The sequence below is a fragment of the Hyphococcus sp. genome (genome assembly GCF_965228385.1).
In the GTDB taxonomy this organism is placed as follows: Bacteria; Pseudomonadota; Alphaproteobacteria; order Caulobacterales; family Parvularculaceae; genus Hyphococcus.
Map to the genome: position 1 here is coordinate 1,630,363 of NZ_OZ245810.1, position 21,373 is coordinate 1,651,735.

The 21,373-nt window shown below is 57.9% G+C and carries 26 protein-coding genes; 13 read left to right on the top strand and 13 right to left on the bottom strand.

The window, feature by feature from the left end; genetic code table 11:
* Positions 1–43 precede the first annotated feature (43 nt).
* From ACQK2Q_RS07590 to ACQK2Q_RS07600, 3 genes are read left to right on the top strand one after another with little or no spacing between them, the layout of a single operon-like run.
* Entirely contained in the window at positions 44–637 is a 594-nt protein-coding gene (locus tag ACQK2Q_RS07590; RefSeq protein ID WP_425409143.1) for a UbiX family flavin prenyltransferase, read from the top strand.
* A complete protein-coding gene (locus ACQK2Q_RS07595) occupies positions 634–1,203 on the top strand; it encodes a TIGR02444 family protein (RefSeq protein ID WP_425409144.1) in 570 nt (189 codons plus the stop codon). Before ACQK2Q_RS07590 ends, ACQK2Q_RS07595 begins: the two co-directional genes overlap by 4 nt.
* Positions 1,193–1,543: a YdcH family protein gene (locus ACQK2Q_RS07600; RefSeq protein ID WP_425409145.1), complete on the top strand. Its 351-nt coding sequence runs from the start codon at positions 1,193–1,195 to the stop codon at positions 1,541–1,543. Before ACQK2Q_RS07595 ends, ACQK2Q_RS07600 begins: the two co-directional genes overlap by 11 nt.
* 8 nt (positions 1,544–1,551) lie before the next feature.
* Here ACQK2Q_RS07600 and ACQK2Q_RS07605 read toward each other — a convergent pair whose 3' ends face one another.
* Positions 1,552–2,265 carry a GGDEF domain-containing protein gene (locus ACQK2Q_RS07605; protein ID WP_425409146.1) on the bottom strand — a complete coding sequence of 238 codons (714 nt, stop codon included), beginning with the start codon at positions 2,263–2,265 and terminating at the stop codon, positions 1,552–1,554.
* A 479-nt stretch (positions 2,266–2,744) separates the two neighbouring features.
* Here ACQK2Q_RS07605 and purE point away from each other — a divergent pair, with 479 nt between their 5' ends.
* The 3 genes from purE (at position 2,745) to ACQK2Q_RS07620 (ending at position 4,982) form a co-directional block, all read left to right on the top strand.
* Entirely contained in the window at positions 2,745–3,242 is a 498-nt protein-coding gene (gene purE / locus ACQK2Q_RS07610; RefSeq protein ID WP_425409147.1) for a 5-(carboxyamino)imidazole ribonucleotide mutase, read from the top strand.
* 9 nt (positions 3,243–3,251) lie between these two features.
* Positions 3,252–4,352 (top strand): 5-(carboxyamino)imidazole ribonucleotide synthase, encoded by a 1,101-nt coding sequence (locus tag ACQK2Q_RS07615; RefSeq protein WP_425409148.1) that lies wholly within the window; start codon positions 3,252–3,254, stop codon positions 4,350–4,352.
* Positions 4,353–4,655: 303 nt separating this feature from the next.
* Positions 4,656–4,982 (top strand): hypothetical protein, encoded by a 327-nt coding sequence (locus tag ACQK2Q_RS07620; protein ID WP_425409149.1) that lies wholly within the window; start codon positions 4,656–4,658, stop codon positions 4,980–4,982.
* Between the two features lies 1 nt (position 4,983).
* On the opposite strand, the gene ACQK2Q_RS07625 is transcribed toward ACQK2Q_RS07620, so the two are convergent.
* Complete coding sequence (locus tag ACQK2Q_RS07625) at positions 4,984–5,778, bottom strand: COQ9 family protein (RefSeq protein WP_425409150.1); 795 nt, start codon at positions 5,776–5,778, stop codon at positions 4,984–4,986.
* Positions 5,779–5,955: 177 nt separating this feature from the next.
* Here ACQK2Q_RS07625 and rpsU point away from each other — a divergent pair, with 177 nt between their 5' ends.
* The 3 genes from rpsU to ACQK2Q_RS07640 all read left to right on the top strand — a co-directional run bounded on the left by rpsU (position 5,956) and on the right by ACQK2Q_RS07640 (position 7,776).
* Positions 5,956–6,165 (top strand): 30S ribosomal protein S21, encoded by a 210-nt coding sequence (rpsU, locus tag ACQK2Q_RS07630; RefSeq protein ID WP_425409151.1) that lies wholly within the window; start codon positions 5,956–5,958, stop codon positions 6,163–6,165.
* 139 nt (positions 6,166–6,304) lie between these two features.
* Positions 6,305–6,427 (top strand): entericidin A/B family lipoprotein, encoded by a 123-nt coding sequence (locus tag ACQK2Q_RS07635; RefSeq protein WP_425409152.1) that lies wholly within the window; start codon positions 6,305–6,307, stop codon positions 6,425–6,427.
* Between the two features lie 329 nt (positions 6,428–6,756).
* Entirely contained in the window at positions 6,757–7,776 is a 1,020-nt protein-coding gene (locus ACQK2Q_RS07640) for a MipA/OmpV family protein (RefSeq protein WP_425409153.1), read from the top strand.
* A 69-nt stretch (positions 7,777–7,845) separates the two neighbouring features.
* On the opposite strand, the gene ACQK2Q_RS07645 is transcribed toward ACQK2Q_RS07640, so the two are convergent.
* The 6 genes from ACQK2Q_RS07645 to ACQK2Q_RS07670 form a co-directional block, all read right to left on the bottom strand.
* Complete coding sequence (locus ACQK2Q_RS07645; RefSeq protein ID WP_425409154.1) at positions 7,846–8,787, bottom strand: class I SAM-dependent methyltransferase; 942 nt, start codon at positions 8,785–8,787, stop codon at positions 7,846–7,848.
* A 120-nt stretch (positions 8,788–8,907) separates the two neighbouring features.
* Positions 8,908–10,308, bottom strand: coding sequence for an NAD(P)(+) transhydrogenase (Re/Si-specific) subunit beta (locus tag ACQK2Q_RS07650; protein WP_425409155.1), 1,401 nt, complete (start codon positions 10,306–10,308; stop codon positions 8,908–8,910).
* Positions 10,309–10,317: 9 nt separating this feature from the next.
* Positions 10,318–10,791: an NAD(P) transhydrogenase subunit alpha gene (locus ACQK2Q_RS07655; protein ID WP_425409156.1), complete on the bottom strand. Its 474-nt coding sequence runs from the start codon at positions 10,789–10,791 to the stop codon at positions 10,318–10,320.
* 29 nt (positions 10,792–10,820) lie between these two features.
* Positions 10,821–12,077 (bottom strand): Re/Si-specific NAD(P)(+) transhydrogenase subunit alpha, encoded by a 1,257-nt coding sequence (locus ACQK2Q_RS07660; protein WP_425409157.1) that lies wholly within the window; start codon positions 12,075–12,077, stop codon positions 10,821–10,823.
* Positions 12,078–12,119: 42 nt separating this feature from the next.
* The gene (locus tag ACQK2Q_RS07665; RefSeq protein WP_425409158.1) at positions 12,120–12,347 is read right to left on the bottom strand and encodes a hypothetical protein; all 228 of its coding nucleotides are present in this window, start codon (positions 12,345–12,347) and stop codon (positions 12,120–12,122) included.
* 66 nt (positions 12,348–12,413) lie between these two features.
* Positions 12,414–13,400 carry an alpha/beta fold hydrolase gene (locus ACQK2Q_RS07670; protein ID WP_425409159.1) on the bottom strand — a complete coding sequence of 329 codons (987 nt, stop codon included), beginning with the start codon at positions 13,398–13,400 and terminating at the stop codon, positions 12,414–12,416.
* Between the two features lie 246 nt (positions 13,401–13,646).
* On the opposite strand from ACQK2Q_RS07670, the gene ACQK2Q_RS07675 reads away from it, so the two are divergent.
* Positions 13,647–15,137, top strand: coding sequence for a sigma-54-dependent transcriptional regulator (locus ACQK2Q_RS07675; RefSeq protein WP_425409160.1), 1,491 nt, complete (start codon positions 13,647–13,649; stop codon positions 15,135–15,137).
* Here ACQK2Q_RS07675 and ACQK2Q_RS07680 read toward each other — a convergent pair whose 3' ends face one another.
* The 4 genes from ACQK2Q_RS07680 to ACQK2Q_RS07695 form a co-directional block, all read right to left on the bottom strand.
* The gene (locus ACQK2Q_RS07680) at positions 15,138–15,401 is read right to left on the bottom strand and encodes a DUF2312 domain-containing protein (protein WP_425409161.1); all 264 of its coding nucleotides are present in this window, start codon (positions 15,399–15,401) and stop codon (positions 15,138–15,140) included.
* A gap of 112 nt (positions 15,402–15,513) precedes the next feature.
* Positions 15,514–16,059 (bottom strand): tetratricopeptide repeat protein, encoded by a 546-nt coding sequence (locus ACQK2Q_RS07685; RefSeq protein WP_425409162.1) that lies wholly within the window; start codon positions 16,057–16,059, stop codon positions 15,514–15,516.
* A gap of 68 nt (positions 16,060–16,127) precedes the next feature.
* Positions 16,128–16,253 carry a type B 50S ribosomal protein L36 gene (ykgO, locus tag ACQK2Q_RS07690; RefSeq protein ID WP_104830315.1) on the bottom strand — a complete coding sequence of 42 codons (126 nt, stop codon included), beginning with the start codon at positions 16,251–16,253 and terminating at the stop codon, positions 16,128–16,130.
* A 562-nt stretch (positions 16,254–16,815) separates the two neighbouring features.
* Positions 16,816–17,355 carry an ester cyclase gene (locus ACQK2Q_RS07695; protein WP_425409163.1) on the bottom strand — a complete coding sequence of 180 codons (540 nt, stop codon included), beginning with the start codon at positions 17,353–17,355 and terminating at the stop codon, positions 16,816–16,818.
* A 166-nt stretch (positions 17,356–17,521) separates the two neighbouring features.
* Here ACQK2Q_RS07695 and ACQK2Q_RS07700 point away from each other — a divergent pair, with 166 nt between their 5' ends.
* Positions 17,522–18,589, top strand: a complete 1,068-nt coding sequence (locus ACQK2Q_RS07700; protein WP_425409164.1) for a sensor histidine kinase — start codon at positions 17,522–17,524, stop codon at positions 18,587–18,589.
* Complete coding sequence (locus ACQK2Q_RS07705) at positions 18,586–19,773, top strand: FAD-dependent oxidoreductase (RefSeq protein WP_425409165.1); 1,188 nt, start codon at positions 18,586–18,588, stop codon at positions 19,771–19,773. The genes ACQK2Q_RS07700 and ACQK2Q_RS07705 overlap by 4 nt, the downstream gene beginning before the upstream one ends.
* Here the strand turns inward: ACQK2Q_RS07705 and pdeM are convergent.
* Positions 19,770–20,471 carry a ligase-associated DNA damage response endonuclease PdeM gene (pdeM, locus tag ACQK2Q_RS07710; RefSeq protein WP_425409166.1) on the bottom strand — a complete coding sequence of 234 codons (702 nt, stop codon included), beginning with the start codon at positions 20,469–20,471 and terminating at the stop codon, positions 19,770–19,772. The genes ACQK2Q_RS07705 and pdeM overlap by 4 nt on opposite strands.
* Before the next feature lie 117 nt (positions 20,472–20,588).
* Here pdeM and ACQK2Q_RS07715 point away from each other — a divergent pair, with 117 nt between their 5' ends.
* Positions 20,589–21,359, top strand: a complete 771-nt coding sequence (locus tag ACQK2Q_RS07715) for an META domain-containing protein (RefSeq protein WP_425409167.1) — start codon at positions 20,589–20,591, stop codon at positions 21,357–21,359.
* Positions 21,360–21,373: the final 14 nt, after the last annotated feature.

Consider the following 21,373-nt stretch of genomic DNA (forward strand, 5'->3'; position numbering starts at 1 on the left):
TGCCTCTCACCTATAATGTAACGATCAACTATTTGAGTTTATTATGAAATCGCCGGAACGAATCATTTTAGGAGTGACCGGCGCATCAGGCGCGATTTACGCAAAGCGCGCTCTGGAAATACTTCGTGACGCCGGCGTGGAAACCCATCTGGTCCTCAGCCGTGCGAGCGAAATGACGATTCGTTATGAACTTGAGATGTCCGGCGCAGAATTCGCCGCTTTGGCGGATTACCGCTACGCCGTCAGCGATATCGGCGCGCCTATCGCATCGGGCTCTTTCAAAACCATGGGTATGCTGATCGCTCCGTGCTCCATAAAAACGATGTCCGAGATTGCAACGGGCGTGACAAGTACGTTGTTGAGCCGCGCCGGGGATGTCGTGTTAAAAGAGCGCCGCCGCCTGGTGTTGACCCCGCGCGAAACACCGTTTCACCTGGGTCACCTCAGAACGATGACGGCGTTAGCCGAAATGGGCGCTGTCATCGCCCCGCCCCTGCCCGCTTTTTACGCCGAACCGCAAAGCCTTGACGACATGGTCGATCAAACCGTCGCCCGCATACTGGATCTTTTCGGGATTGATACGCCAATCGCAAAACGCTGGGGCGAGGACCTTGAAAAAGGGCGGCGCGACCATTGAGCAATGACGGACAAAATCCGTTCTGGCGCTGGTCTCTAGAGCATTACGCCGACAAGCGTGTAGAGCGCATGCTTTTAAGATTGCAAGACGACATCGGGTTCGACGTCAATGTCGTCCTGTGGTGTTGCTGGCGGGCGCAGCATTCGCCTCCGCTGGATGAAGCGGCGCTGAACGAAGCGATCGAGGCCAAGCGAGAATGGACGGCGGGCGTCGTTCATCCGCTGCGCGCGGCGCGGCGCTATATCAAGATTGTACAGCCTGACGCTAACGACGATATCAGCCGCTTACGTGAAAGAATTAAAGTCGCAGAGCTTGAGGCTGAAAAACATGTCCAGAATTTATTATTTGCGCTGGCGCCGTCAGAAACGGCGCGGAGTACGCAACCTCCTGAACAAACGGCGCTTTGCAACTTAAACCTTTACGCTAAACTGCTCGGAGTGGAAAAAAACCCCGCTTTTTCGAAAAATTTACTTCATGAGCTTGTCGATAATATCTTCGAAACGACGCAAAATGTTTCAGGAACAGGGCTTGGACGACGCCCGGGCGAGAAGCAAGATGACAGATGAAAAACCGCCGGCCAATGGCGATGAGGACGAGGCGGACGACACCCAAAAGCCAACATTCCAGCGCGGCGATCCGCCCGCCCGTTTGACGGCGACTTTACTGTCGAACGATCGTTTTGCGGCCCGCGACTCGGATTTTGACGGCGCCAACGATGAAGCCTTGACCATAAAGCTTGCAATATTTGAACAGGAACATCGCGATCTTGATGCGGCGATCACGTCCCTTGAACAGAATTCTCCCTATGAAAGACTGACCATCGCCCGTCTGAAAAAAAAGAAGCTTTCTCTCAAAGACGCCATTCAGGAAATAAAAGACGCCATGCTGCCTGATATAATCGCTTAGAATCTAAGCTATCCGTTTTTTCGCGCTTTGACTTCATACATAGCGCTGTCGGCGCGTTCCATCGCTTCAACGGCGCTCTGGCCCTTTACGATTTCAACGACACCGCAAGACACTTTCGCGGTGAACTGGTCGCCATTCCATTTTACTGGGATTTCCGCGATTGCCTTTGTCAGCTCTTCGGCTTTCTTTTCCGCTGTTTCCTGATCCGTCTGCGTCAGGAGCAAACCGAATTCGTCGCCGCCCAGCCGGCCCAGCACATCCGTCTGACGGACATTGGCGGCGACGATAATGGCGATGTGGCTCAGGGCTGCATCGCCGGCGCCATGTCCCATGCCGTCATTGATCTTCTTCAGATCGTTGAGGTCGATGAACACGAGACTTGCGCGCATGTCGTAACGGTCAATCATCGCCATTATGCGGTCGAGTTCACGAACAAAGGCGCGCCTGTTATAAACGTCCAGCATCGGATCATGGTCTGCGAGCTTTTCCAGTTCGCTCATGCGCGCGCGCGATTGCGCAAGTTCATCACGCAGGGACTGCACTTCCTGCATCAATGACGTAAGCGCCTCGCGCACCTTAGGCGTTAATTCCTTTTCCGGAATGCCGGCGATTTCGATTTTATCCGGCGCTGAACGCGCACTCCCGACGCCACCGCTGCGGGTCGCGCCGGGTCGGTTAACCCTTCCGGCGTTTGTGGTTTTTGGCCCGTCGCCAATCTTCATATTGTTCTCCCGCAGCGAATACGCCGCATTCCCCGCCGCCGACCTTACAATTGCTTAACGTGATTGGCGGCCGCTCGCCAGAGGCGGTTTTTACCGGCAACGGTCGAATCTCACCCTTGTCTGAAGGAAAATGCTAAGCACATCCTGCAACCCAGCCGGCCAAATCCATTCAGCGCATCCGTCGAACGTTTCGCCGCTTGCCGCTTGTGACAAACGTCGCTGCAGCCCAGTTTGGATCTTGCGGATCAGGTCGTGATCAGTCCCCTTCTATCGACACGACCAGCTCCCGCGTCCGGTGAGAGGAGGCGCTAGTCCTCGCGCCCCCGTCTTAAGGCTGGCGTCTCCTCCTTCCGTTCACCGTCCGGCGCGACAAGCCGCCGGAGCGCGCCGGCAATCTATCTCGCGATCTGTCATTTTCCACAAACTTGCCGTCAGAAAACAGACTGCTATAAGCGCCGCTTTCCGGCGGAGGACGAGGTATGAACGGAGCAGCACCCAAGCCCCAAATCGGCGTTGTCATGGGCTCTCGTTCTGATTGGCCGACAATGCAAAAAGCTGTTGAAATGCTCGACAAGCTTGGCGCCGCCAGCGAGACGATGATCGTATCCGCCCATCGCACGCCCAAACGCCTCTTTGACTACGCCGAAACCGCCCAAACGCGCGGCCTCAAAACGATTATCGCCGGCGCAGGCGGGTCCGCCCACTTGCCGGGCATGATCGCCTCGTTGACGATCCTGCCGGTGATCGGCGTTCCGATCCAGTCCAGAGCGCTTAAAGGCCTCGACAGTTTGTTATCGATCGTCCAGATGCCGGCCGGGGTGCCGGTCGCCACGGTCGCCATTGGCGAGGCTGGAGCGGCGAACGCCGGCCTGTTGGCGGCCGCGATACTCGCCGCCAGCGACGAGGCAATGGCGCAACGCCTGAGTGAATGGCGCGCGCAGCAAACAGCTTCGGTCGCTGAAAGCGTTGAGGACTGATCCGCCGTCATGATCGTTCAGCCAAACGGCACAATCGGCATACTGGGCGGCGGTCAACTGGGGCGAATGCTCGCGACCGCCGCGGCGCAGCTAGGGCTTCGAACGCACATCTTCTGTCCCGACGACCGCGCGCCAGCCTTTGATGTTTCATCGGCCGCGACAAGCGCTTCGTATGACGATGAAACAGCGCTGACTGAATTTGTAAACGCCGTTGACGTTATCACATATGAGTTTGAGAACGTGCCTGCTGGCGCCGTGGCGTTTCTCAACACAATGAACGCTATTGTAAGACCAGGCGCGAAAGCCCTGCAGATATCTCAGGACCGATTGCTGGAAAAAGATTTTGTAAACGCAATCGGCGCAAAAACCGCTGACTATCATGCTGTCGACAATCTTGACTCTCTGAACGCAGGCCTAGCGAAAGTCGGCAGGCCGGCAATATTGAAAACCCGTCGTCTTGGGTATGACGGCAAGGGCCAGACGAGAATCACAAATGAAGATTCTGATATCTCCGCCGCGTATCAACAGGCGATAAAATTCGCCTGGGCGGAAGTCGGCGCCGAACCGTCAATTCTCGAAGCCTACGTTCCGTTCGAGCGTGAAATTTCGATTATTGCCGCGCGTGGCCAAAACGGTGATATCCAACTTTACGATCCGGCCGAGAATGTTCATGTGGATGGTATACTGCATACATCCTCTGTACCCGCATCTATTTCAGGGCGAACTGCGGAGAAAGCGAAAACTGTAGCCGGCGCCATGTTGAATGAGCTGGACTATGTGGGTGTCATTGGCGTTGAGTTTTTTGTTCTTGCGGACGGCGATGTTGTCGTCAATGAATACGCGCCGCGCGTACACAACTCAGGTCACTGGACGCTCGACGGCTGCGCGGTCTCGCAATTCGAACAACATATTCGCGCCGTCGCAGGGTGGCCGCTGGCTCTTCCGCACAGACATTCCGACGCGGTCATGCAGAATTTGATTGGGCGCGATTCAGATCGCTGGCGAGAACTCGCAGCCGAACAAGACACGTGTATCCACCTTTACGGAAAATGCGACGCGCGCGCTGGCCGCAAAATGGGACACGTAACCCGCATTGCGCCGAAAGGCTGATCACCGCCGGTAATCGCATTGGCCGGTCACGCAAATGTCACCGCCTAGAAATCCGACGCCACACTCTGGTCACAGTCTCGGCCTAAATTTTCAGTGTCGAACGATTGATAGTTGGAGGGAGGGCCGGTCGCCGACACACAGTAATGTATGCGTAGAAAGGTGGGTTAAATGCCAGCCTCCCGTTTTGTTCAGCCAGCCGGGCGACCTTTTGCAAGCCCCTATCCTCCCGCAGCAGTGGGCGCAACGCGAAAATTCGTTCAAGGCGTAGGCGCGGCCCTTTTAGTGTTTACCGGCGCCGGCGCCATGACGCAGACATCAGGTTTGCAACAAGCAGCAAGTAGCGCCCGTCCCTTGTTCACTCCGGATTTTTTTTCGTTTGAAGGCGTATTGCAGACATTGACGAGCGGACAATTTGCCGGGCCATTGCAAATAGCACTGGCGGTCCTTCTGTTTGTCGCCGCAGGTCGCTGCATTGCAAGATTTCTGGGCCTCGCAATCGCGGCCGCAGTCATTTTTCTCTATTTGCAGGGCGTCACAGTCGAGGATTCGATGATGTTTTTCGAACGATTTGCGGATAGGATCAGCGCAGCCGTTCAGGCGTTTTTATCCGCCGACGTCGCCCCGCAATAATTTACGGCGTCCAGTACGGCGGATCGCTCGCAGGAAAGCTTTCATCTAGCGTTTCGTCAATTTTTGCTTCCTGTTCGGCCCGGCGGCGTTCCGCTCCATTTTTATTCCGGGCCGGATACCGCAATTTCGCCAGCCACTCGATCGGCTTTATCGGATCGATTGCGAAGTTGCGGATTCTGGATTTTGCCTTCTCCACCTGCATGACATTTTCCATACGCGCATCCAGAAATGCATTCGTTGCGCTTTCATCAACCGTCTCATCCGACAGCCAGCGCATCAGCGTCGACGTCCATACCCCCGCCAAAATCGTGCGCTTTGAGTAATAATTGAAGTCCGTTGATGTGTCGCCAATGCCGCGCCAGATGACGTCCGCGGCATTCCAGGCCAGTTCAGCGCCTAAGGGCGCATAATGCGGCAGCGCCAATGTTGCCGAGGCGCGACGCGCGGCTTCTTTATGAATTCGCAGCGCATTCAAGCGCGCCTTGATTGCAAAGGCGACTTTTTCCCGGATTTTTCGGTTTGCAAAGCCGGGTTCCGCTATCGCCGCCAGCATCTCGCTGTCGGTTTGCGCAGACCAGGTCCGCAAAGCGTCCGCTACGCCTTTAGGGAATGCGGCTCGCAAGGCCGCCGAGCCTGCGCCCGCTTCCTGCGCCGCACTCCGCAAGGCCAGTTCAGTCCAGCCGTCGAAAGCCGCCCTGGCCAGCATTTTTTGTAATATTGCGGCGCGAATAGCCGCAAAACCATCCGTATCGCCGCCGATTTTCGCGTAATTACCGGCTTTTTCATCGTCCGACACTGGCAATATCCTTTCCGGACACAATATATGCGCTTGTTGTAGACAATCGGCGGGGCCTTTGGTATAGGCCGCAACGTCTCACGCGCCTGCATGAAACAGGCGTTTTGTGAGTTGGATTGGTTTTCGCGTCGCGGCCCCAACCCGTGACGTTTTTATTTGAAAGGGAGGCGTACCGCCTTGGTCCAGATTTTTGTACGCGACAACAATGTCGAGCAGGCCTTGAAAGCGCTCAAAAAGAAGATGCAGCGTGAAGGCACCTTCCGTGAGATGAAGCGCCGGAAATTTTACGAAAAGCCGTCGGAAAAGAAGGCCCGTCAGAAAGCGGAAGCCGTTCGCCGCGCACGCAAGCTCATCCGCAAGCGCATGCAGCGCGAAGGCGCGCTTTAAAGCTTGATCCAAGTGTGTTTAGTAAACACTTGAAAAATCATAATGAATTTCGATTGCAAGAGGGCCGTCCGCGCCCTCTTTTCTTTTTTGCGGCGCTGCGCATAATCACGCCTCAAAATTGATAGAAGGATTCAATGCTATGCGGCTCGTTTCACTACTGTTTGCCTGCGTGTTCTTTCTAGCGTCATGCGAAACCATAAAGGGCGTGGGCCGGGATATTGAAAATACCGGCGAGGCCATCGACGACGCCGTGGATAATTGATCGCTACTCATTTCACATCCCTTTTGGGCGGTTGCGCTGTCCCGAAGCCGACAAAGACCGGGACCGCCAAAATCTTGAATTTGGCGCAGAAGAATCGGTCAAGGATAAGAAAAATTAAGCATGTTCGGGGTATTCATCCTCCGGTCCCTGGCCCCGGTCCCTGGAATGTTTTTGCGGCGAATAGCTGCTTGCCGGATATCGTGCGGCCCAATATGGTTAATACATCAGGAATGCGAGATAGTAGCGTGACGAGGGGAAACAAAATGGTCTTACGCGCAGTGAGCGGAGCCGCGTTAGCCGGATTGGTTTTGGCGATAGCCACACCCGCCATGGCGCAACGCCAAATTGACGATCCGCGTCTCAGCCCGATGTTGTTCGGGCCCACCGAAAAAGAAAAACGTGAAAAGGCGCGTCAGGAACGCGCTGAAGGGGCGGAAAATGTAGAAAACGCTCTCATTTTGACGTCTGAACAGGAACAGGACGCAAATTCGCTCGATGATCCGAAAACACGCCCGCTCCTTTTCGGCGACAGTCTGGAGGGCGACGACCCGACGGCCAGTTCAATTACGCTCGGCGAAAAAGATCAAGGCCGCCGGTTTTTCGGCGCCCTCACCTTCCTTGTTCCTGACGAAACCAATCTCTCAATAGGCGTCGGCCCGGTGTATGAACCGGATTATTTCGGATCCGATGATTATGAGTTCGGCGCAGACCCGCAAGTTTATGTGAAATTTCGGAACTTTGTTTTCTTCGATGACGACGGCGCTGATTTTGGCCTGTTCGGATTTTCCCGCTTCAGATTCGGTCCATCCCTGCGCATCCGCGGGCGCCGCGACCAGGATGAAAATCCTGCGCTGCAAGGCCTTGGCGATGTTGGTACAACATTCGAGTTCGGCGGCTTTGTCGCAACGACATTTCTCGACCGTTTCGCCTTTAAAGCCAAAGCGCGACATGGTCTGAAAACCGGACACCGCGGCACGATCGTCGATGGGTATTTGACCGCTCTCTTATTCCGCGCCGGTCCCGTATCGTTTTCGACAAGCGGACACGCAAGCTGGATTGGCAATCGTTACGCGGACGCATATTTTTCCGTAACGCCGGAACAATCAGTTCGCTCCAACGGCGTACTTCCGGTTTTTGATGCCGATTCCGGTTTCAGAAATGTCGGCGGCAGCGTCAACGCCTATATCAATATTCGCGACCGGTGGTCTTTGAACCCCTACGCCAGCTACAATTATATCTTCGACGATTATGCGGCGACACCCATAATCTCGCAATTCGGCGATCGTCACCAGTTTACGGTCGGCTTTCACATTATGCGCGAATTCACGTTTGGCGGCTCAGGTCGCTGAGGGCAAGTCTGACAAGTCAGTAAAAAAGCGGCGCTATTAGCGCCGCTTTTTTTGCTTCTTGTCTGAATTTTATTCCGGCTTGCGAAACTTCAATGTCATACGATCAGACTCACCGATTGCCTGCATCTCGGCGCGCAATTCCGGATTGTCTCCGCTCGTGGCGAGCGACGGAGGAAGGCGCCAGACGATATCGTCAGTCGTTGGTTGATCATTTGGATTGGCGTTGATTTCACTTTCATCCACCAGTTCAAATCCCGCATTTTCAAAAACACTGACGATTTGAGTCTGTTTTACATAACCTGCATCGCCGATGGCCCATTCATCGGGCGTGTCTTCCGGCGCGCGATGCTGAACAACGCCAACAATACCGCCGGGCTTCAGTATCATGTTGATGTCATCCAGCGCTTCAGTGAAAAAACGGCCGTCTTCAAGACGGTTGAAATGGTGCGCAGCGCGCATCATCAATACAACATCCGCGGTTCCGGCGAGCCGCTCAGGCGCAGAACCGTATACGAACGCGTCTATCTGCGGTCCGTCTTCCCCTGCAACGTCCTGCGCGGCGGTGATAAATTGTTCGCTCCAGGTCTGTCTGTTCTCGAGAAATTCAGGTGTCGCGAAATTGGTGAAGAGCGGCCACATTTCCGTAGAGTAGTCCGCGCCGATCAGTTTTCCCTCGGCGCCAAGATAGGGAATGAGAATATTGCCGTACCAGCCGGGCTCGCCAGGCAATGAATCGACAACAGTCATGCCGGGCTCAACGCCGAAAAATTCAAGCGTTTCTTTTGGATGCCGATATTGGTACCGGGCCTTCACATCATCGGGCTGAGAATCAAGAATAGCATCCAGGCTTTCAGAGGCCGCCGCCTGGTCGCCATCAGCGTCAACGGCATTGTTCCGGTTTGTAGTTTCGGAAGACCTTTCCGTTGTATTGTTCCCAGCGTTGTTGTCTGAGCCGTCCTGCGAACAGGCGCCGAGCGCAATCGCAGCTACGCCTAAAAATAGATACTTCATGAGACACCCCTTTTGTTGTTGATTGGCTTCCAGCAATGCCGGCCAATCGTCATTCTAAGACTATAACGATATAAGCAGGCCATGCACCAACGCGCCAAACAGCATATCATGCACTTGTGATTACAGCGCCTTGACGATCTGCTCGCACATCTTCTTTGCGTCCGAGAACAGCATCATCGTATTGTCGCGGAAAAACAACTCATTCTGCACGCCAGCATAACCGGACGCCATGCCGCGTTTGACAAAAAGCACCGTGCCGGCGTTTTCCACGTCAAGAATGGGCATACCGTAAATCGCCGACGATTTATCAGTTTTCGCTGCGGGATTAGTGACATCGTTCGCGCCGATGACGAAGGCGACATCCGCTGTGCGGAATTCCGCATTGATGTCTTCCAGTTCGAAAACTTCGTCATAAGGCACCTGCGCTTCAGCGAGGAGCACGTTCATATGTCCCGGCATCCTGCCCGCCACTGGGTGAATGGCGTATTTTACATCGACGCCTTCTTCCTTCAGCTTGTCCGCCATTTCCTTCAACGCATGCTGCGCCTGCGCAACCGCCATGCCGTAGCCTGGGACGATGATGACCTTGTTTGCATTCTTCATGACAAACGCAGCATCGTCCGCCGAGCCCTGCTTAACCGGACGGTCGTCTTCACCCGCCCCGCCAGACGCGGCGTCCTCACCGCCAAAGCCGCCGAGAATAACCGAAACAAACGACCGGTTCATGCCCTTGCACATAATGTAGGAAAGGATGGCGCCGGACGAGCCCACAAGCGCGCCGGTGATGATCAGCGCCATATTCTCAAGCGTGAAACCAATGCCTGCGGCCGCCCACCCGGAATAGGAATTCAACATTGAAACGACGACAGGCATGTCCGCGCCGCCGATCGGGATGATGATGAGGAAACCGAGCACAAAAGCGGCAATCGTCAGAAGGAAAAACGTGGTCGCCGATTGCTCGCCGGTCATGAGCATTCCGATAAAAATCAGGATCAAAAGCCCCAGTCCCAAATTGATAGGGTGGCGCATGGGCAAAATGATCGGCTTGCCGGACATGTTGCCATTGAGTTTTGCAAACGCGATGACCGAGCCTGAAAAGGTAATCGCGCCAATCGCAGCGCCAAGCGACATTTCCACAATGGACTGCAAGTGGATATGTCCCGGCTCGCCGATGCCGAATGCTTTAGGCGCGAGGAACGCCGCCCATGCGATGAATACCGCGGAAAGGCCGACCAGCGAGTGAAACGCCGCCACCAATTGCGGCATCGCCGTCATCGGAATTTTTCGCGCGATGTAGGCTCCGGGAACAGCGCCAGCGGCGACGGCGAGCAGTACCAAGACCCAGGTGCCGAAGCCTTTGTTCTCAAGCACAAACAGCGTTGTCGCCACCGCAATGGCCATGCCGATCATGCCGAAACGATTGCCCTGCCGCGCCGTTTCCGGCGAAGAAAGGCCACGCAAGGCGAGAATGAAGAGAATGCCCGAAGCGACGTAAAGGAGCGCTGGTAAATTATCAGCCATTAAGTTCCCCTACCGTTCTTTTTTCTTGTACATGCCGAGCATGCGCTGCGTGACGAGAAAGCCGCCAAATATATTGACGCTGGCCAGCGCCACCGCCCCGAACCCTAGAAATTTCGACCACCCGCCAGACGCGGATTCCGACAGATCCGCGCCGAGCGCGATCAAAGCGCCGACGATCACAACAGAAGAAATGGCGTTGGTGACAGACATCAGCGGCGTGTGCAGCGAAGGCGTTACCGACCAGACCACGTAATAGCCAACAAAGATTGCAAGGATAAAAATCGTCAGCAGAAAAACAAATTCGGATATCGGGCTCGCCGCTGCTATCACGGCAAGCTGATCGGCGATATCGCGAGCCTGCGCAGCCGCCGCGGTTGCAGCTTCCGCATTGCCGGTAGCGTTAGCCGCTGCGGCTTCAGCTGACTGGGCGGCCTGCTCCGCTGATTTCGCGGCTTCTTCAATCTGTTCGCGTTTATCCTGCATAGCCCGTTGGCTCCTTTGAAGGATGTGCCCTACTCTTTCGGGGGTGACTGTATTTCAGGCTGTTCGGCCTCTTCATCGGAAGCCGTATCCGCCGGCGTCTCTTGATCCGCTTGTTCAGACGCAGGCGTATCGATGGGCGCTTCCGGCGTCGTTTTCACTTCTTCAAAAGCCGGATGTACAATGGCCCCGTCGCGCGTCAGCAACACGCCCTTGATAATTGCATCTTCCGGATCGGCGACAAATTCATTCGTATCGTTATTATAAAATGCGGAAATGAAATTGTAGACGTTGCGCGCATAAAGGCTGGACGCATCCGAGGCCAGCCGTCCCGGCACGTTTTTAAATCCGAGTATTGTCACGCCGCCGGTTTCTATGGCTTCTCCAGGACGCGACAACTCCACATTGCCGCCGGCTTCCACCGCAAGGTCAACAATGACCGAACCCGGTTTCATGGCGCGCACCATGTCCGCGCTGACAAGCTTCGGCGCCGGGCGGCCCGGAATGAGCGCAGTTGTAATGACAACATCCTGCTTTTTGATATGTTCGGCGACGAACTCGGCCTGGCGTTTCTGGAAATCTTCCGACATTTCCTTGGCGTAGCCGCCTTCTGTCTCCGCCTCTTTCATGGCGTCTTCATCGACTGTGACGAACGTCGCGCCAAGACTTTCAACCTGTTCTTTTGCAGCGAAGCGCACATCCGTTCCTGAAACAACCGCGCCCAGACGCCGAGCCGTCGCTATGGCCTGCAATCCCGCAACGCCCGCGCCCATGACAAAAACCCTTGCGGCAGCGATTGTTCCCGCCGCAGTCATCATCATAGGCAGCGCACGCCCGTAGTATGCGGCGGCGTCAATCACGGCCTTGTAGCCAGCGAGATTCGACTGCGACGACAAAACATCCATGGACTGCGCGCGCGTGATGCGCGGCATGAAATCCATGGCCATCGCGTCAACGCCAAGTCGCGCGTATGCGCCGACAGAATCAGGATCGTTCAGCGGAGATAAAATCGCTATGAGTTTTGAGCCGCGCCCAATCGTTCGCAATTCTTCACTTGAAGGTGCGGCCACCTTCAATATCAAATCGGCGTTTTGGGCTGCATCCGCCGCGCTCGGCGATATTTCAGCGCCCGCTTCTTTGTAGGCCTCATCGCTGAACAGAGCCGCCTCGCCGGCGCCTGTCTGAACAACGATACCAGCCCCAAGCGAAGCATATTTTTTGACAGTTTCCGGCGTCGCCGCGACCCGCGTCTCACCAGACCGCGTTTCTTTCAAAACGGCAATTTTCATCGTGCCTCCCGCGGCGGGTCGCCGCGCCAGTCATAAGAAGAATCAGTGATGCGTGAAGAACAGTTTTACAATGACATGAGAAAACACATAAACAGCCACGCCGGCGAGAATCGAGAGCAGCACGCCATTCGCCATCACAAGACTGGTAAACATCATGGTCAGACCAAGCGCGCCCGGCACGCCGACTTCTGTAGCGACGCCCATAATGCCATCATAAGATTTTTTGTGCTCTTCAGCGTCCTGCAAACGTTGTGCGGCGTCGTCAGACATGAGTACCCCGTTATGTATCAACCGTTTTCCGGTGTTTTGAAGGAATTCAGGAGCTTGAGCAAGGGTTTAAACCCCAAATCTCACAGGCCAGGCGCTTAAAAGCGTCTTGAGCGTGGAGATAAATGCTATTGGCTGATCCATCATGAGATGATGATGTGCATCCGGGATCATCACGAACGGAGATCGGCCGCGCGCCTGTTCTTCAAGGTGAGAAATGCCGTCTCCTTGCGCGAACATGGACTTTTCCCCGTAAACAAACGCCAGCGGACAGCGCGCCGCGCGCAGAATATCGCGCTCGAAGTGGATTTCAAAACCCGTCAGCGGGCTTGGGTCGAATTTCCAGATCCATCCTTCCTCCTCGCTCCCGGGAATTTGCGCCCGGCGCAGGCTCTCCCGGGCGATATAATCGATCAGATAGAGATGCTCGGCCGGCTGATTCGGCAATAAGCGAAACCGGCTCAATGGTTCTTCCTTCGTTGAATAAACGCGGGCCCCGCGCTTGTTTTCCGGCTTCGCCGGTTCGGCTTTTACGACGGTATAACCTTCATGCGGATCCGGCACGCCAAGCGGCGAGTCGACGACAACTGCCCCGCCAAGGCGCTCGCCTTCACGCTCCACCGCCGCCAGCGTCACCCATCCGCCGAAACTATGCCCGACGACAATGGGCCTGCCGCGCGACGCCAGTCCCGCATCCTCTATGACCGCAAAAACCTCGTCGACCAGGAGATCGAGTGAATATTGATCGCGCCAGTCGGAATCTCCCATGCCTGAAAGATCCAGCGCCGCCACACGGCGATTTTCCGAAAAAAACGGCGCAAAAGGCCGCCACCAATTGCGATGCGCCCGCCCGCCATGAACGAACAATAGCCCGCGGCGGCCTTCCTCGCCCCAGGCGGAGTATTGAATGCGCGCGCCTTTCACCAGAATTTCCCGCTCCTCGGAGGGCGCCGCGACCGCCGTTTTAAACCATTCAGGCGCCGGGGGCGCTTCACCGCCAAGATGCGCCAGCGGTCGTATGAGGTCTTTCTGGTTTTCGGCCGACTGTTTGGTCATGGATTCGATTCTTCAGTAAAATCCTTCGATAGCGCATCCGCAGCATCGGCGCAAAGCCCGGCCGCAGCCGCCTCGAAATATCGTAAACAATCTCTTAATTCGTCAGAATACTAACTACTACCGCCGGCATGAGGGTAAATTGTAATAAAAAAACCGTTTCGGAATGGCACGGGTTTAAAGCGTTCTTTACCGAAATCGCCGACTGTCATCGGGCTTTTGTTCAGTATCAGAAAGGCCCGCCTCCCAATGGTGAAAACGATCTTGATCGTCGATGACGACCCTACGCAACGCCGGCTCATGCGCGCCGTTTGCGAAAAAGCGGGCTATCCTGTTTTACAGGCCGATAATGGAGAAAACGCGCTTTCGCTGCTGCAAAGTCAACAGGGCGCCGACATAGCGCTGATTATGCTCGATCTGCGCATGCCTGGCCTGGGCGGTATGGAAACTCTGAAACGCGCGAAATCCTTCCGTGAAGATCTTCCCGTTATTGTGCTTACGGCGCAAGGCGGCATCGATACGGTTGTCGAAGCGATGCAACTGGGCGCGGCGGATTTTTTCGTTAAACCAGCTTCGCCAGAACGGGTCATCGTTTCTATACAGAACGCCTTGAACATAACGACGCTGAAGGGCGAAGTCTCCCGCCTCAAGCGCAAGCGCGACGGCGCCCTGGGGTTTAAGGATCTTGTCGGCGATTCAACGGCGCTGCGCCATGTGATGCGTCTCGGCGAGCGCGCAGCCGCCTCCAATATTCCAATTCTCATCGGCGGCGAGTCCGGCACCGGCAAGGAGATGGTGGCCCGCGCCATTCAGGGTTCTTCCGACCGTGCGGGAAGACCGTTCATTACAGTCAATTGCGGCGCAATCCCTGCGAATCTGGTGGAAAGCATCCTGTTCGGTCACGAAAAGGGGTCATTCACCGGCGCCGCCGCCAAGCATATCGGCAAGTTTCAGGAAGCCGACGGCGGCACCATTTTCCTCGACGAGGTTGGTGAATTACCCGCCGACATGCAGGTTAAACTCTTGCGCGTTTTGCAGGAAGGCGAGGTTGATCCCATCGGCTCAAAGCGGCCGGTGAAAGTCGATGTGCGTCTGATTTCCGCCACCAACCGCGAACTTTCCGAAGAAGTCAAAAACGGCAATTTCCGCGAAGATCTGTTTTACCGTCTCAATGTCTTTCCGATAGAAATACCCGCTTTGCGGGATCGCCGCGAAGACGTGCCGGCGCTGATCGATCACTTTATTCAGCGCTACAACGCCGAAGAGCGGCGCGACGTGCGCGGGGTGCGTCTTGAAGTGATGGACGTTTTGAAGTCGTTCGCCTGGCCGGGAAATGTACGCCAGCTTGAAAACACGATCTTTCGGGCGGTGGTGCTGGCTGAAAGCCCCTATCTGTGCGCCGAGGATTTTCCCTTACTGGCGGACGCATTCGCCGAAGCCGGCATCGAGTCGGGCCCGCCCATGCTTGACGATGACGAATTCGATTGCCCGGACAAAAAGCCCGACGCAAGGCCGGAACAGCAGAGCACCGGCCGCGGCGATCCGCAGGATCGCGTCGCCATTTTCGATCGCGAAGGACAGCTGCGCTCCCTTCAGGAAATCGAAAAGGACCTCATCCAGGTCGCCATTGAAACTTATGAAGGCAAAATGTCGGAAGTTGCGCGCCGGCTCGGCATGGGCCGGTCTACGCTGTACCGGAAATTGCGCGAGCACGATCTGGAAGTGAAACGGGCGAGCTAGTTACTCCCCGATCGCCGACAGGTATAAATCAAGCAGCGCTTCGGCTTCCTGCCGGTCGGCGCGATCCATCTTGCGGATTTTCACGACCTGGCGCAGCGTCTTGACGTCATAGCCCTCGCCTTTCGCCTCGGCGTAGACTTCCTTGATGTCGTTCATGATCGCGGCCTTGTCTTCTTCGAGGCGCTCCACGCGTTCAATGAATGACCGCAACCGGTCCGCTGCAACTGTTGTCGCGCCTTCAACATTCGCCGATCCGTCCGCCACGCGCCGCTCCTTTTTGTTCATCAGTAGGCGGAATGCTCCGCCGTCTTTCCGGCCCATAGCAATAGGAAGCGGGGGCGCGCGCGCCAAGCGCAATCAGCCCGGATGGGGAAAATTAAATCTCTTGACCGTCAAGCTCGCGGCGCAGCACGCGCGATCGCTGGCGCGCATTCTCGTCATGCGGATTCCATTCCAGCGCCTTTTGAAACATCTCGTAGGCGTCGCGTTTTTCCCCGCCGGCGAGAAGCAGCTCCGCGAGCGTTGCGCGCACCTCGAAATGGCGCGGCTCCAGCTCCAGCGTTCTGGTGAAATCCTGGACGGCGCCGGGGCGGTCGTCCGCCGCCAGCCGCACCCGCCCGCGCAGCGCGTAGCCTTGCGCGAAATTCGGCGCGAGGCCGACAACATGATCGAGCAGCGTCAGCGAAAGATCGAAAGCGCCGTTATCGGCGGCCGCTTCGGCGCGGGCGTAGAGCAGATCCACCGTATCGCTCGGCGCATCGGCCCAGATTTCGATGATCCTGCCGATATTTTCCTCGGCCCGCAGGGCGTCGCCGACCCGCAGCTCCTCAAAAAGCGGATCGAGCCGCGGATCGGTCTGATCCGCGAAGGCCCCGCCGGAAAGGCAGGCCAGCCCCGCCACAACGCAAACAAGCTTTCGCATGCGCAAAAGCTTAAGGCGTAAACCGTTAAATCCCAAGGAAATTTCGCGTGAATTGGCTTAAATGAGGGTTAAGCCTGCTTCGCCTTGAAGCGCCGCTGCGTCTTGTTGATCACATAGACGCGGCCCTTGCGGCGCACGACGCGACAGTCTTTGTGCCGGTTTTTCAACGACTTAAGGGACGAACGGACTTTCATGACAACAAGCCTTCCAGGGGCGTTTTTGCAACTGCGAGCCGCGGGAGATAGTCAATGACGGCCCGGAAGTCAACGCCCATAGGCGTTCCCCGCCGCCGTTTTTCAAAGAACGCGAACGCACAAGGACGGAGAGACACGCAGGGCGCAAAACATCCGCTTCAGTAACAAGTTCAGGACGCTTTGCGCCCCCCGACCGCGAATGCGGTCTAATCATATCGTGCGCGCCTTCGCGCGCGGGGCGCCGCGATCCGGACCGCTGAGAAACGGCGAGCTCAACGCCTCTCCATATCCGGACTGCCTTGCAGTATAGGCCCGGTTCAAAAGGGGGTGGATATCTATCCACCAACACTGGGTTTTTTTGAAGAATTCAACAGATAGGTTGTAAAATGCTGCGCCGCCGCTCGCCTCATGGGTGTGCGGATGACGCCCCGCCGTTGCGCCGCTTTGCGAAACTCATCGCGCGTCAAGCATTATCAGAAAATCATCAAGATCGTGACAGAGACCGATCGGATCATGAAGACAGTCGGAATGCCGCTTTAACGCCGCGCGCTGACCGTCCCCTCTAGCGCTCCGGCGGGCGGGGCAGTTCCACATCGTGGCGGTGGTTCCAGATCTCGACGATTTTGCCTTCATCGTTAAACCGGAAAACGTTGATGATCGCCACGCGGTCCACCGGCGTCATCCCCCGCGCTTCGGCCTCGTCGCTCGGGTCCAGCGAGATAAACCAGCGCGTCGCGACCATGTCGTCTTCCGCGATCTGGTAGTCGATCTCGCCGGTCATATCGCCGAAGGAATGAAAAAGATCGGCGATGTTCTTTTGCTCCACCGCCTGTTCGGTGACGTTCTTGCGCGCGCCAAGGTCATGCACGACATAGCTTTCCGCCACATAGTCCGCATACCGATCAGTGTTGTCGGTGAACCAGAGGTCCTGGTAAAAACCTTGCGCGGCCTCTTTGTTGCGTTGCGCGGCGTCCGCGCCCCCTTCCGCACTCACGTCCGCACTCTCGTTCGCATTCTCTTTCGCTGGCCCGCAGGCGGCGAGCATGAATATCCCGCCAACAGCGAGACTGGCGGCTTTCCATCTTTTAGCGTTTCCGGTCATCTGACTCTCCCCTTGATTGATCCGAATCTCCGATGAACAACACCGCACGCCGCTGGCGCCTGTCAACATGCCGTGCGGCGCATGGTATGCGGCCATTCAAGGAATTTGCATTTGCCCCGCGCCCATTCCCCTATAGACTGCCGGCGCAAACGACCGAAGGCGGCTCATGTCCCTTATTGAAGATCTTCTAGACACGCTGGGCGCCAGCCGGCGGCCGCTCCTGCTGGCCGCGCTGGAGCAGCTCGCCGAAGGCGTGATTGTCGCCGACGCGGACGGCAAGCTGGTGTTCATCAATTCCGCGGCGGCGGCGATCCACGGCGTGAAGCGGCTGGACGTGGCGCCGGAAGAGTATTCGGAGGCCTATCAGCTTTTAACGCCCGACGGCGCGCCGCATCCATTCGAAGAGCTGCCGCTCGCGCGCGCCGTGCAGCATGGCGAAACGGTGAAGGACGCCCACTGGAAAATCAAACGCCCGGACGGCGTCATCGTCGACGCCATCGGCGCGGCCCGGCCCGTCTTCGATGAGGACGGCGATCAGGTAGCGTCGGTGCTCACCATTTCCGACCGCACCAAGGAGCTGTCCGCCCGGCGCAGCCTCTCCGACGCGCTCGCCGCCAAGGAGACGCTTCTCTACGAACTCAATCACAGGGTGAAAAACTCTCTCGCCATCGTCTCGTCCATGGTCCGCCTGCAGGGGCGCGCCATCGGCGACGCAGAGGCCAAGCGCGCCTTCGCCGACATTGCGTCGCGCGTCGCGGTTCTCGCCGACCTGCATGGCCGGTTGTATCAGACAGGCGCGCATAACCGGATTGAAGTCGTCAGTTTCCTGAATGAAATTCTGACCGATACGGTGCTGTCGCTCGGCACGGGCGCGGCCGTCGATATTGTCGTGCGCCAGAATGGACGCGCCGAATTCTCCATCGAAAAAGCGGTCACCCTGGCGCTGGCGCTGAACGAGCTGGTGCTGAACTCCATCAAACACGCCTTTGAGGATACAAAAGACCCGGTCATCGAAGTGCAGATCGACGCTGAGGCGGGCGCGCTGTCCATCATCTACCGCGATAATGGCTGCGGCCTGCCCGCAGAACCGGCGGGTCCGCCGGGAATCGGGCGCGCGCTCGTCGCCAGTCTTTCAACGCAATTGAATGCAACAGTCGAGCAGCGCGCCGGCGGGCCGGGTTTCCAGACCACGTTCCGCGTGCCGCTGGCGGCGGCGTCCGGCGGCGAAGAATGAGTTTCGAAAGAAGGCCGGGCGCGGGCGCATACCATCTCAACCGGCGGGCGTTCGCCGGGCTTGGCGCGGGCGCCGTTCTTTCCGGCTGCGCGGGACTGCGCGGCGGCGACGATGATGTGGTGCGCGCGGGCTTCGCTCATCCCCCGCCGCTTGCGCCGCTGAACGTTTCCATAGGCCGGCTCACCAGAATTACCGTCTGTATACGCCCTTTCCGCCCCGCCGGCCCGCGTCTCGAGGCGGAGATGGTTGGCGGCAAGCGCGTGGTGCACAATTACGGCCATGGGGGCGCGGGCTGGTCGCTGTCCTGGGGCTGCGCGCAGGATGCGGCGGCGCTCGCGCTTCAAGGGGGCGTGCGCCCCGTCGCTGTCATCGGGGCCGGCGTCATGGGGCTCACCACCGCGCTGCGTCTTGCGGAGGCCGGCGCCGCCGTGACGATCTACGCCAAGGACTTCCCCATGGAGACGCGCTCGGCGCGCGCCACAGGCGTGTGGTCGCCGTCGAGCCGCATCGTCCTGACCGGCGACGCGCCGCCGGACTTCGCGGACCGCTGGGAAGGCTGGGCGCGCGCTTCCTACAGCGCGCATCAGCGCTATGTCGGCGCCGCCGCCGAGCCGGTGGAATATGTCCGCCAGTATTATCTCTCCGACGGGCAGTCTCCGGGCGTTCCCGCATCGCGTGATTTTCTGCATCCGGACCGGCGCCTTTCCGGCCTCGCGCCGCGCTGGTCGGACGTTCCGGACACGGAAAACCCGTTTCCGGTTGCGCGCGCCCGCGCCGGCCTGATCATGACGTTTAACGTGGCGAGCTACGCGGAACGGCTGACCCGGGATTTTCTGTTGCGTGGCGGTCGCATGGTGCGCCGGTCGTTTCCCGAACGCGCGGAGATCCTGCAACTGTCAGAGCCGGTCATCGTCAATTGCACAGGATATGGCGCGAAGGCGCTCTGGGAGGACCGGACCCTTGCGCCCGTCCGTGGTCAGATCAACTGGCTGGCGCCGCAGCCCGAGGCGCGATACGGCGTGAACTATCGCGGCGTCTTTGTCATCTCACGGCGCGATGGCGTTGTCGTTCAGAAAACCGGCCCGAATGACGATTTCGGTTTCGGCGATGAGAGCGAAACGCCGGACAGGATGGAAATGCAGGACGCGCTGGCGACGATCGCGCCTCTGTTCGCGGACCGCTAAACCGCGCGGCCCATGGCGCGCCCTTGCGCGTCGGGTCTCAGATTTTCCGCGGCGATCGGATAGACGCCTTCACCGCCCATGACCCAGGCGACGGGCTTTGAAAATAACGTCGCATACGCCGCATCGAGAATATTCAAACCGCCCGTATAGGCGCCCATGGCCGGCATAATCAGCCGGTCGGCGCTGCTCGCGAAACAGCGCCGGCGCAGCGTGCGCCCTTCGGCGGCGACACGCGCGCATGGATGCAGATGACCGGCGATTTCTCCGGGGGCGGCGCCCGCCTTCGGTTCGTGACGAAAGATGAGCCGGCCGATCCGGGTTTCAATGTCGCAGGCGCCCCTGAAGCGCGCCGGCGGTTCCGGATCGTGATTGCCGAGAATCCATAGCCACTCGGCTACGCCGGTCATGGCTTCCAGCGCCGATGCGTCTTCGTCAGTCATGCGCGCCTCCGCATACCGGTCATGGAAAGCGTCGCCCAGCGAAATCACCCGCCGCGGGCGATAACGCCGCATCAGCGCGCCAAGCCGCATGAGCGTCGTGCGCGTATCGTAAGGCGGCAGCATGACGCCCCGCGCGGCGAAGCTGGACCCCTTTTCAAAATGCAGATCGGAAACGATTAGTGTATCCTCGCGGCGCCAATAAAGGCCGCCAAGCGGATCGGGCGTGAGCGTTTCGCCATGAATAATAATTGTCGCCATAGCCTTTCTTTTGACAAGTTCACCGCAAAAGGCCAACTAAATTCAACCTCAATGTCGCGATACTTTTTCTGCTGGAAATGGTTTGCCCCCGACATCGCCGCGTGAAGGAATTCTCTTATGCGCCTCGCTCTTCTTGCTTTTTTCGCGCTTGCTTCCTGCTCCGCCGAGAAGGAGCCTGCGGAACCCGCCCCGGCCGATGTCCCCCTCGAAATGCGCGCCGATGCGCCGCCGCCGGTTCCGGTCTGGCCGGACGATACCGTTCCGTTCCGCTTTCGCAGCGAAGACGGGAGCTGGGGCGGCGCCGTGATCGGCCGGCTCATTTATCTCGACAGTCCGACTTCCGCCGGCTGGTATTCAAGCGCGGTCGTAACGAAAGAGATTCCGCCGGGCGGGACGATTTTGCGCACGGGCGCGATCACGCTGACCATTGAAGACGGCGGTTGCAATATCGGGCCGTTGCGGGAGAACCATCCCGACCGCGTTTTCGTCGACTGGGACGGCGGCCGCTTCGCCGGCTGCGGCGGGCGCATGGAAGGGCCGGAGGAAATCGCCGGGACGCACTGGAGCCTGATGGAGCTCGGCGGCGTGGAAGCGGCCGGACGCCCGCCCGCCGCGACGCTGACTTTCTCCGCAGACGGACGGACGGGCGGCACCATCGCCTGCAATGATGGCGGCCTCGATCTGTCATGGACCGCAGAAGGCGGCTTTTCACAAGACGGGGGCGAATTTGCACAAACCGCCATGGAATGCGCGGACCCGGAAGGCGAAGCGTTCGCCCGGCGCTTCTGGATGAAAATGGAAAGCGCCGCCCGCTGGCGGCGCAACGGCGGCGACCTTGTCATCAAGTTCGCCGACGGCGAAACCGCGCGGCTGGAATTTTTGCGTTAGACTGCGCAACCTGT

Excerpts from the sequence above, each read along its gene's own strand:
- ACQK2Q_RS07650 (WP_425409155.1), bottom strand. The coding sequence starts at position 10,308 with ATGGCTGATAATTTACCAGCGCTCCTTTACGTCGCTTCGGGCATTCTC.
- ACQK2Q_RS07700 (WP_425409164.1), top strand. The coding sequence starts at position 17,522 with ATGTCCCTTATTGAAGATCTTCTAGACACGCTGGGCGCCAGCCGGCGG.
- ACQK2Q_RS07605 (WP_425409146.1), bottom strand. The coding sequence starts at position 2,265 with ATGAAGATTGGCGACGGGCCAAAAACCACAAACGCCGGAAGGGTTAAC.
- ACQK2Q_RS07705 (WP_425409165.1), top strand. The coding sequence starts at position 18,586 with ATGAGTTTCGAAAGAAGGCCGGGCGCGGGCGCATACCATCTCAACCGG.
- ACQK2Q_RS07640 (WP_425409153.1), top strand. The coding sequence starts at position 6,757 with ATGGCGCAACGCCAAATTGACGATCCGCGTCTCAGCCCGATGTTGTTC.
- ACQK2Q_RS07695 (WP_425409163.1), bottom strand. The coding sequence starts at position 17,355 with ATGACCGGAAACGCTAAAAGATGGAAAGCCGCCAGTCTCGCTGTTGGC.
- purE (WP_425409147.1), top strand. The coding sequence starts at position 2,745 with ATGAACGGAGCAGCACCCAAGCCCCAAATCGGCGTTGTCATGGGCTCT.
- ACQK2Q_RS07715 (WP_425409167.1), top strand. The coding sequence starts at position 20,589 with ATGCGCCTCGCTCTTCTTGCTTTTTTCGCGCTTGCTTCCTGCTCCGCC.
- ACQK2Q_RS07600 (WP_425409145.1), top strand. The coding sequence starts at position 1,193 with ATGACAGATGAAAAACCGCCGGCCAATGGCGATGAGGACGAGGCGGAC.
- ACQK2Q_RS07590 (WP_425409143.1), top strand. The coding sequence starts at position 44 with ATGAAATCGCCGGAACGAATCATTTTAGGAGTGACCGGCGCATCAGGC.
- ACQK2Q_RS07620 (WP_425409149.1), top strand. The coding sequence starts at position 4,656 with ATGACGCAGACATCAGGTTTGCAACAAGCAGCAAGTAGCGCCCGTCCC.
- pdeM (WP_425409166.1), bottom strand. The coding sequence starts at position 20,471 with ATGGCGACAATTATTATTCATGGCGAAACGCTCACGCCCGATCCGCTT.
- ACQK2Q_RS07635 (WP_425409152.1), top strand. The coding sequence starts at position 6,305 with ATGCGGCTCGTTTCACTACTGTTTGCCTGCGTGTTCTTTCTAGCGTCA.
- ACQK2Q_RS07685 (WP_425409162.1), bottom strand. The coding sequence starts at position 16,059 with ATGCGAAAGCTTGTTTGCGTTGTGGCGGGGCTGGCCTGCCTTTCCGGC.
- ykgO (WP_104830315.1), bottom strand. The coding sequence starts at position 16,253 with ATGAAAGTCCGTTCGTCCCTTAAGTCGTTGAAAAACCGGCACAAAGAC.
- ACQK2Q_RS07675 (WP_425409160.1), top strand. The coding sequence starts at position 13,647 with ATGGTGAAAACGATCTTGATCGTCGATGACGACCCTACGCAACGCCGG.
- ACQK2Q_RS07670 (WP_425409159.1), bottom strand. The coding sequence starts at position 13,400 with ATGACCAAACAGTCGGCCGAAAACCAGAAAGACCTCATACGACCGCTG.
- ACQK2Q_RS07655 (WP_425409156.1), bottom strand. The coding sequence starts at position 10,791 with ATGCAGGATAAACGCGAACAGATTGAAGAAGCCGCGAAATCAGCGGAG.
- ACQK2Q_RS07665 (WP_425409158.1), bottom strand. The coding sequence starts at position 12,347 with ATGTCTGACGACGCCGCACAACGTTTGCAGGACGCTGAAGAGCACAAA.
- ACQK2Q_RS07660 (WP_425409157.1), bottom strand. The coding sequence starts at position 12,077 with ATGAAAATTGCCGTTTTGAAAGAAACGCGGTCTGGTGAGACGCGGGTC.
- ACQK2Q_RS07645 (WP_425409154.1), bottom strand. The coding sequence starts at position 8,787 with ATGAAGTATCTATTTTTAGGCGTAGCTGCGATTGCGCTCGGCGCCTGT.
- ACQK2Q_RS07615 (WP_425409148.1), top strand. The coding sequence starts at position 3,252 with ATGATCGTTCAGCCAAACGGCACAATCGGCATACTGGGCGGCGGTCAA.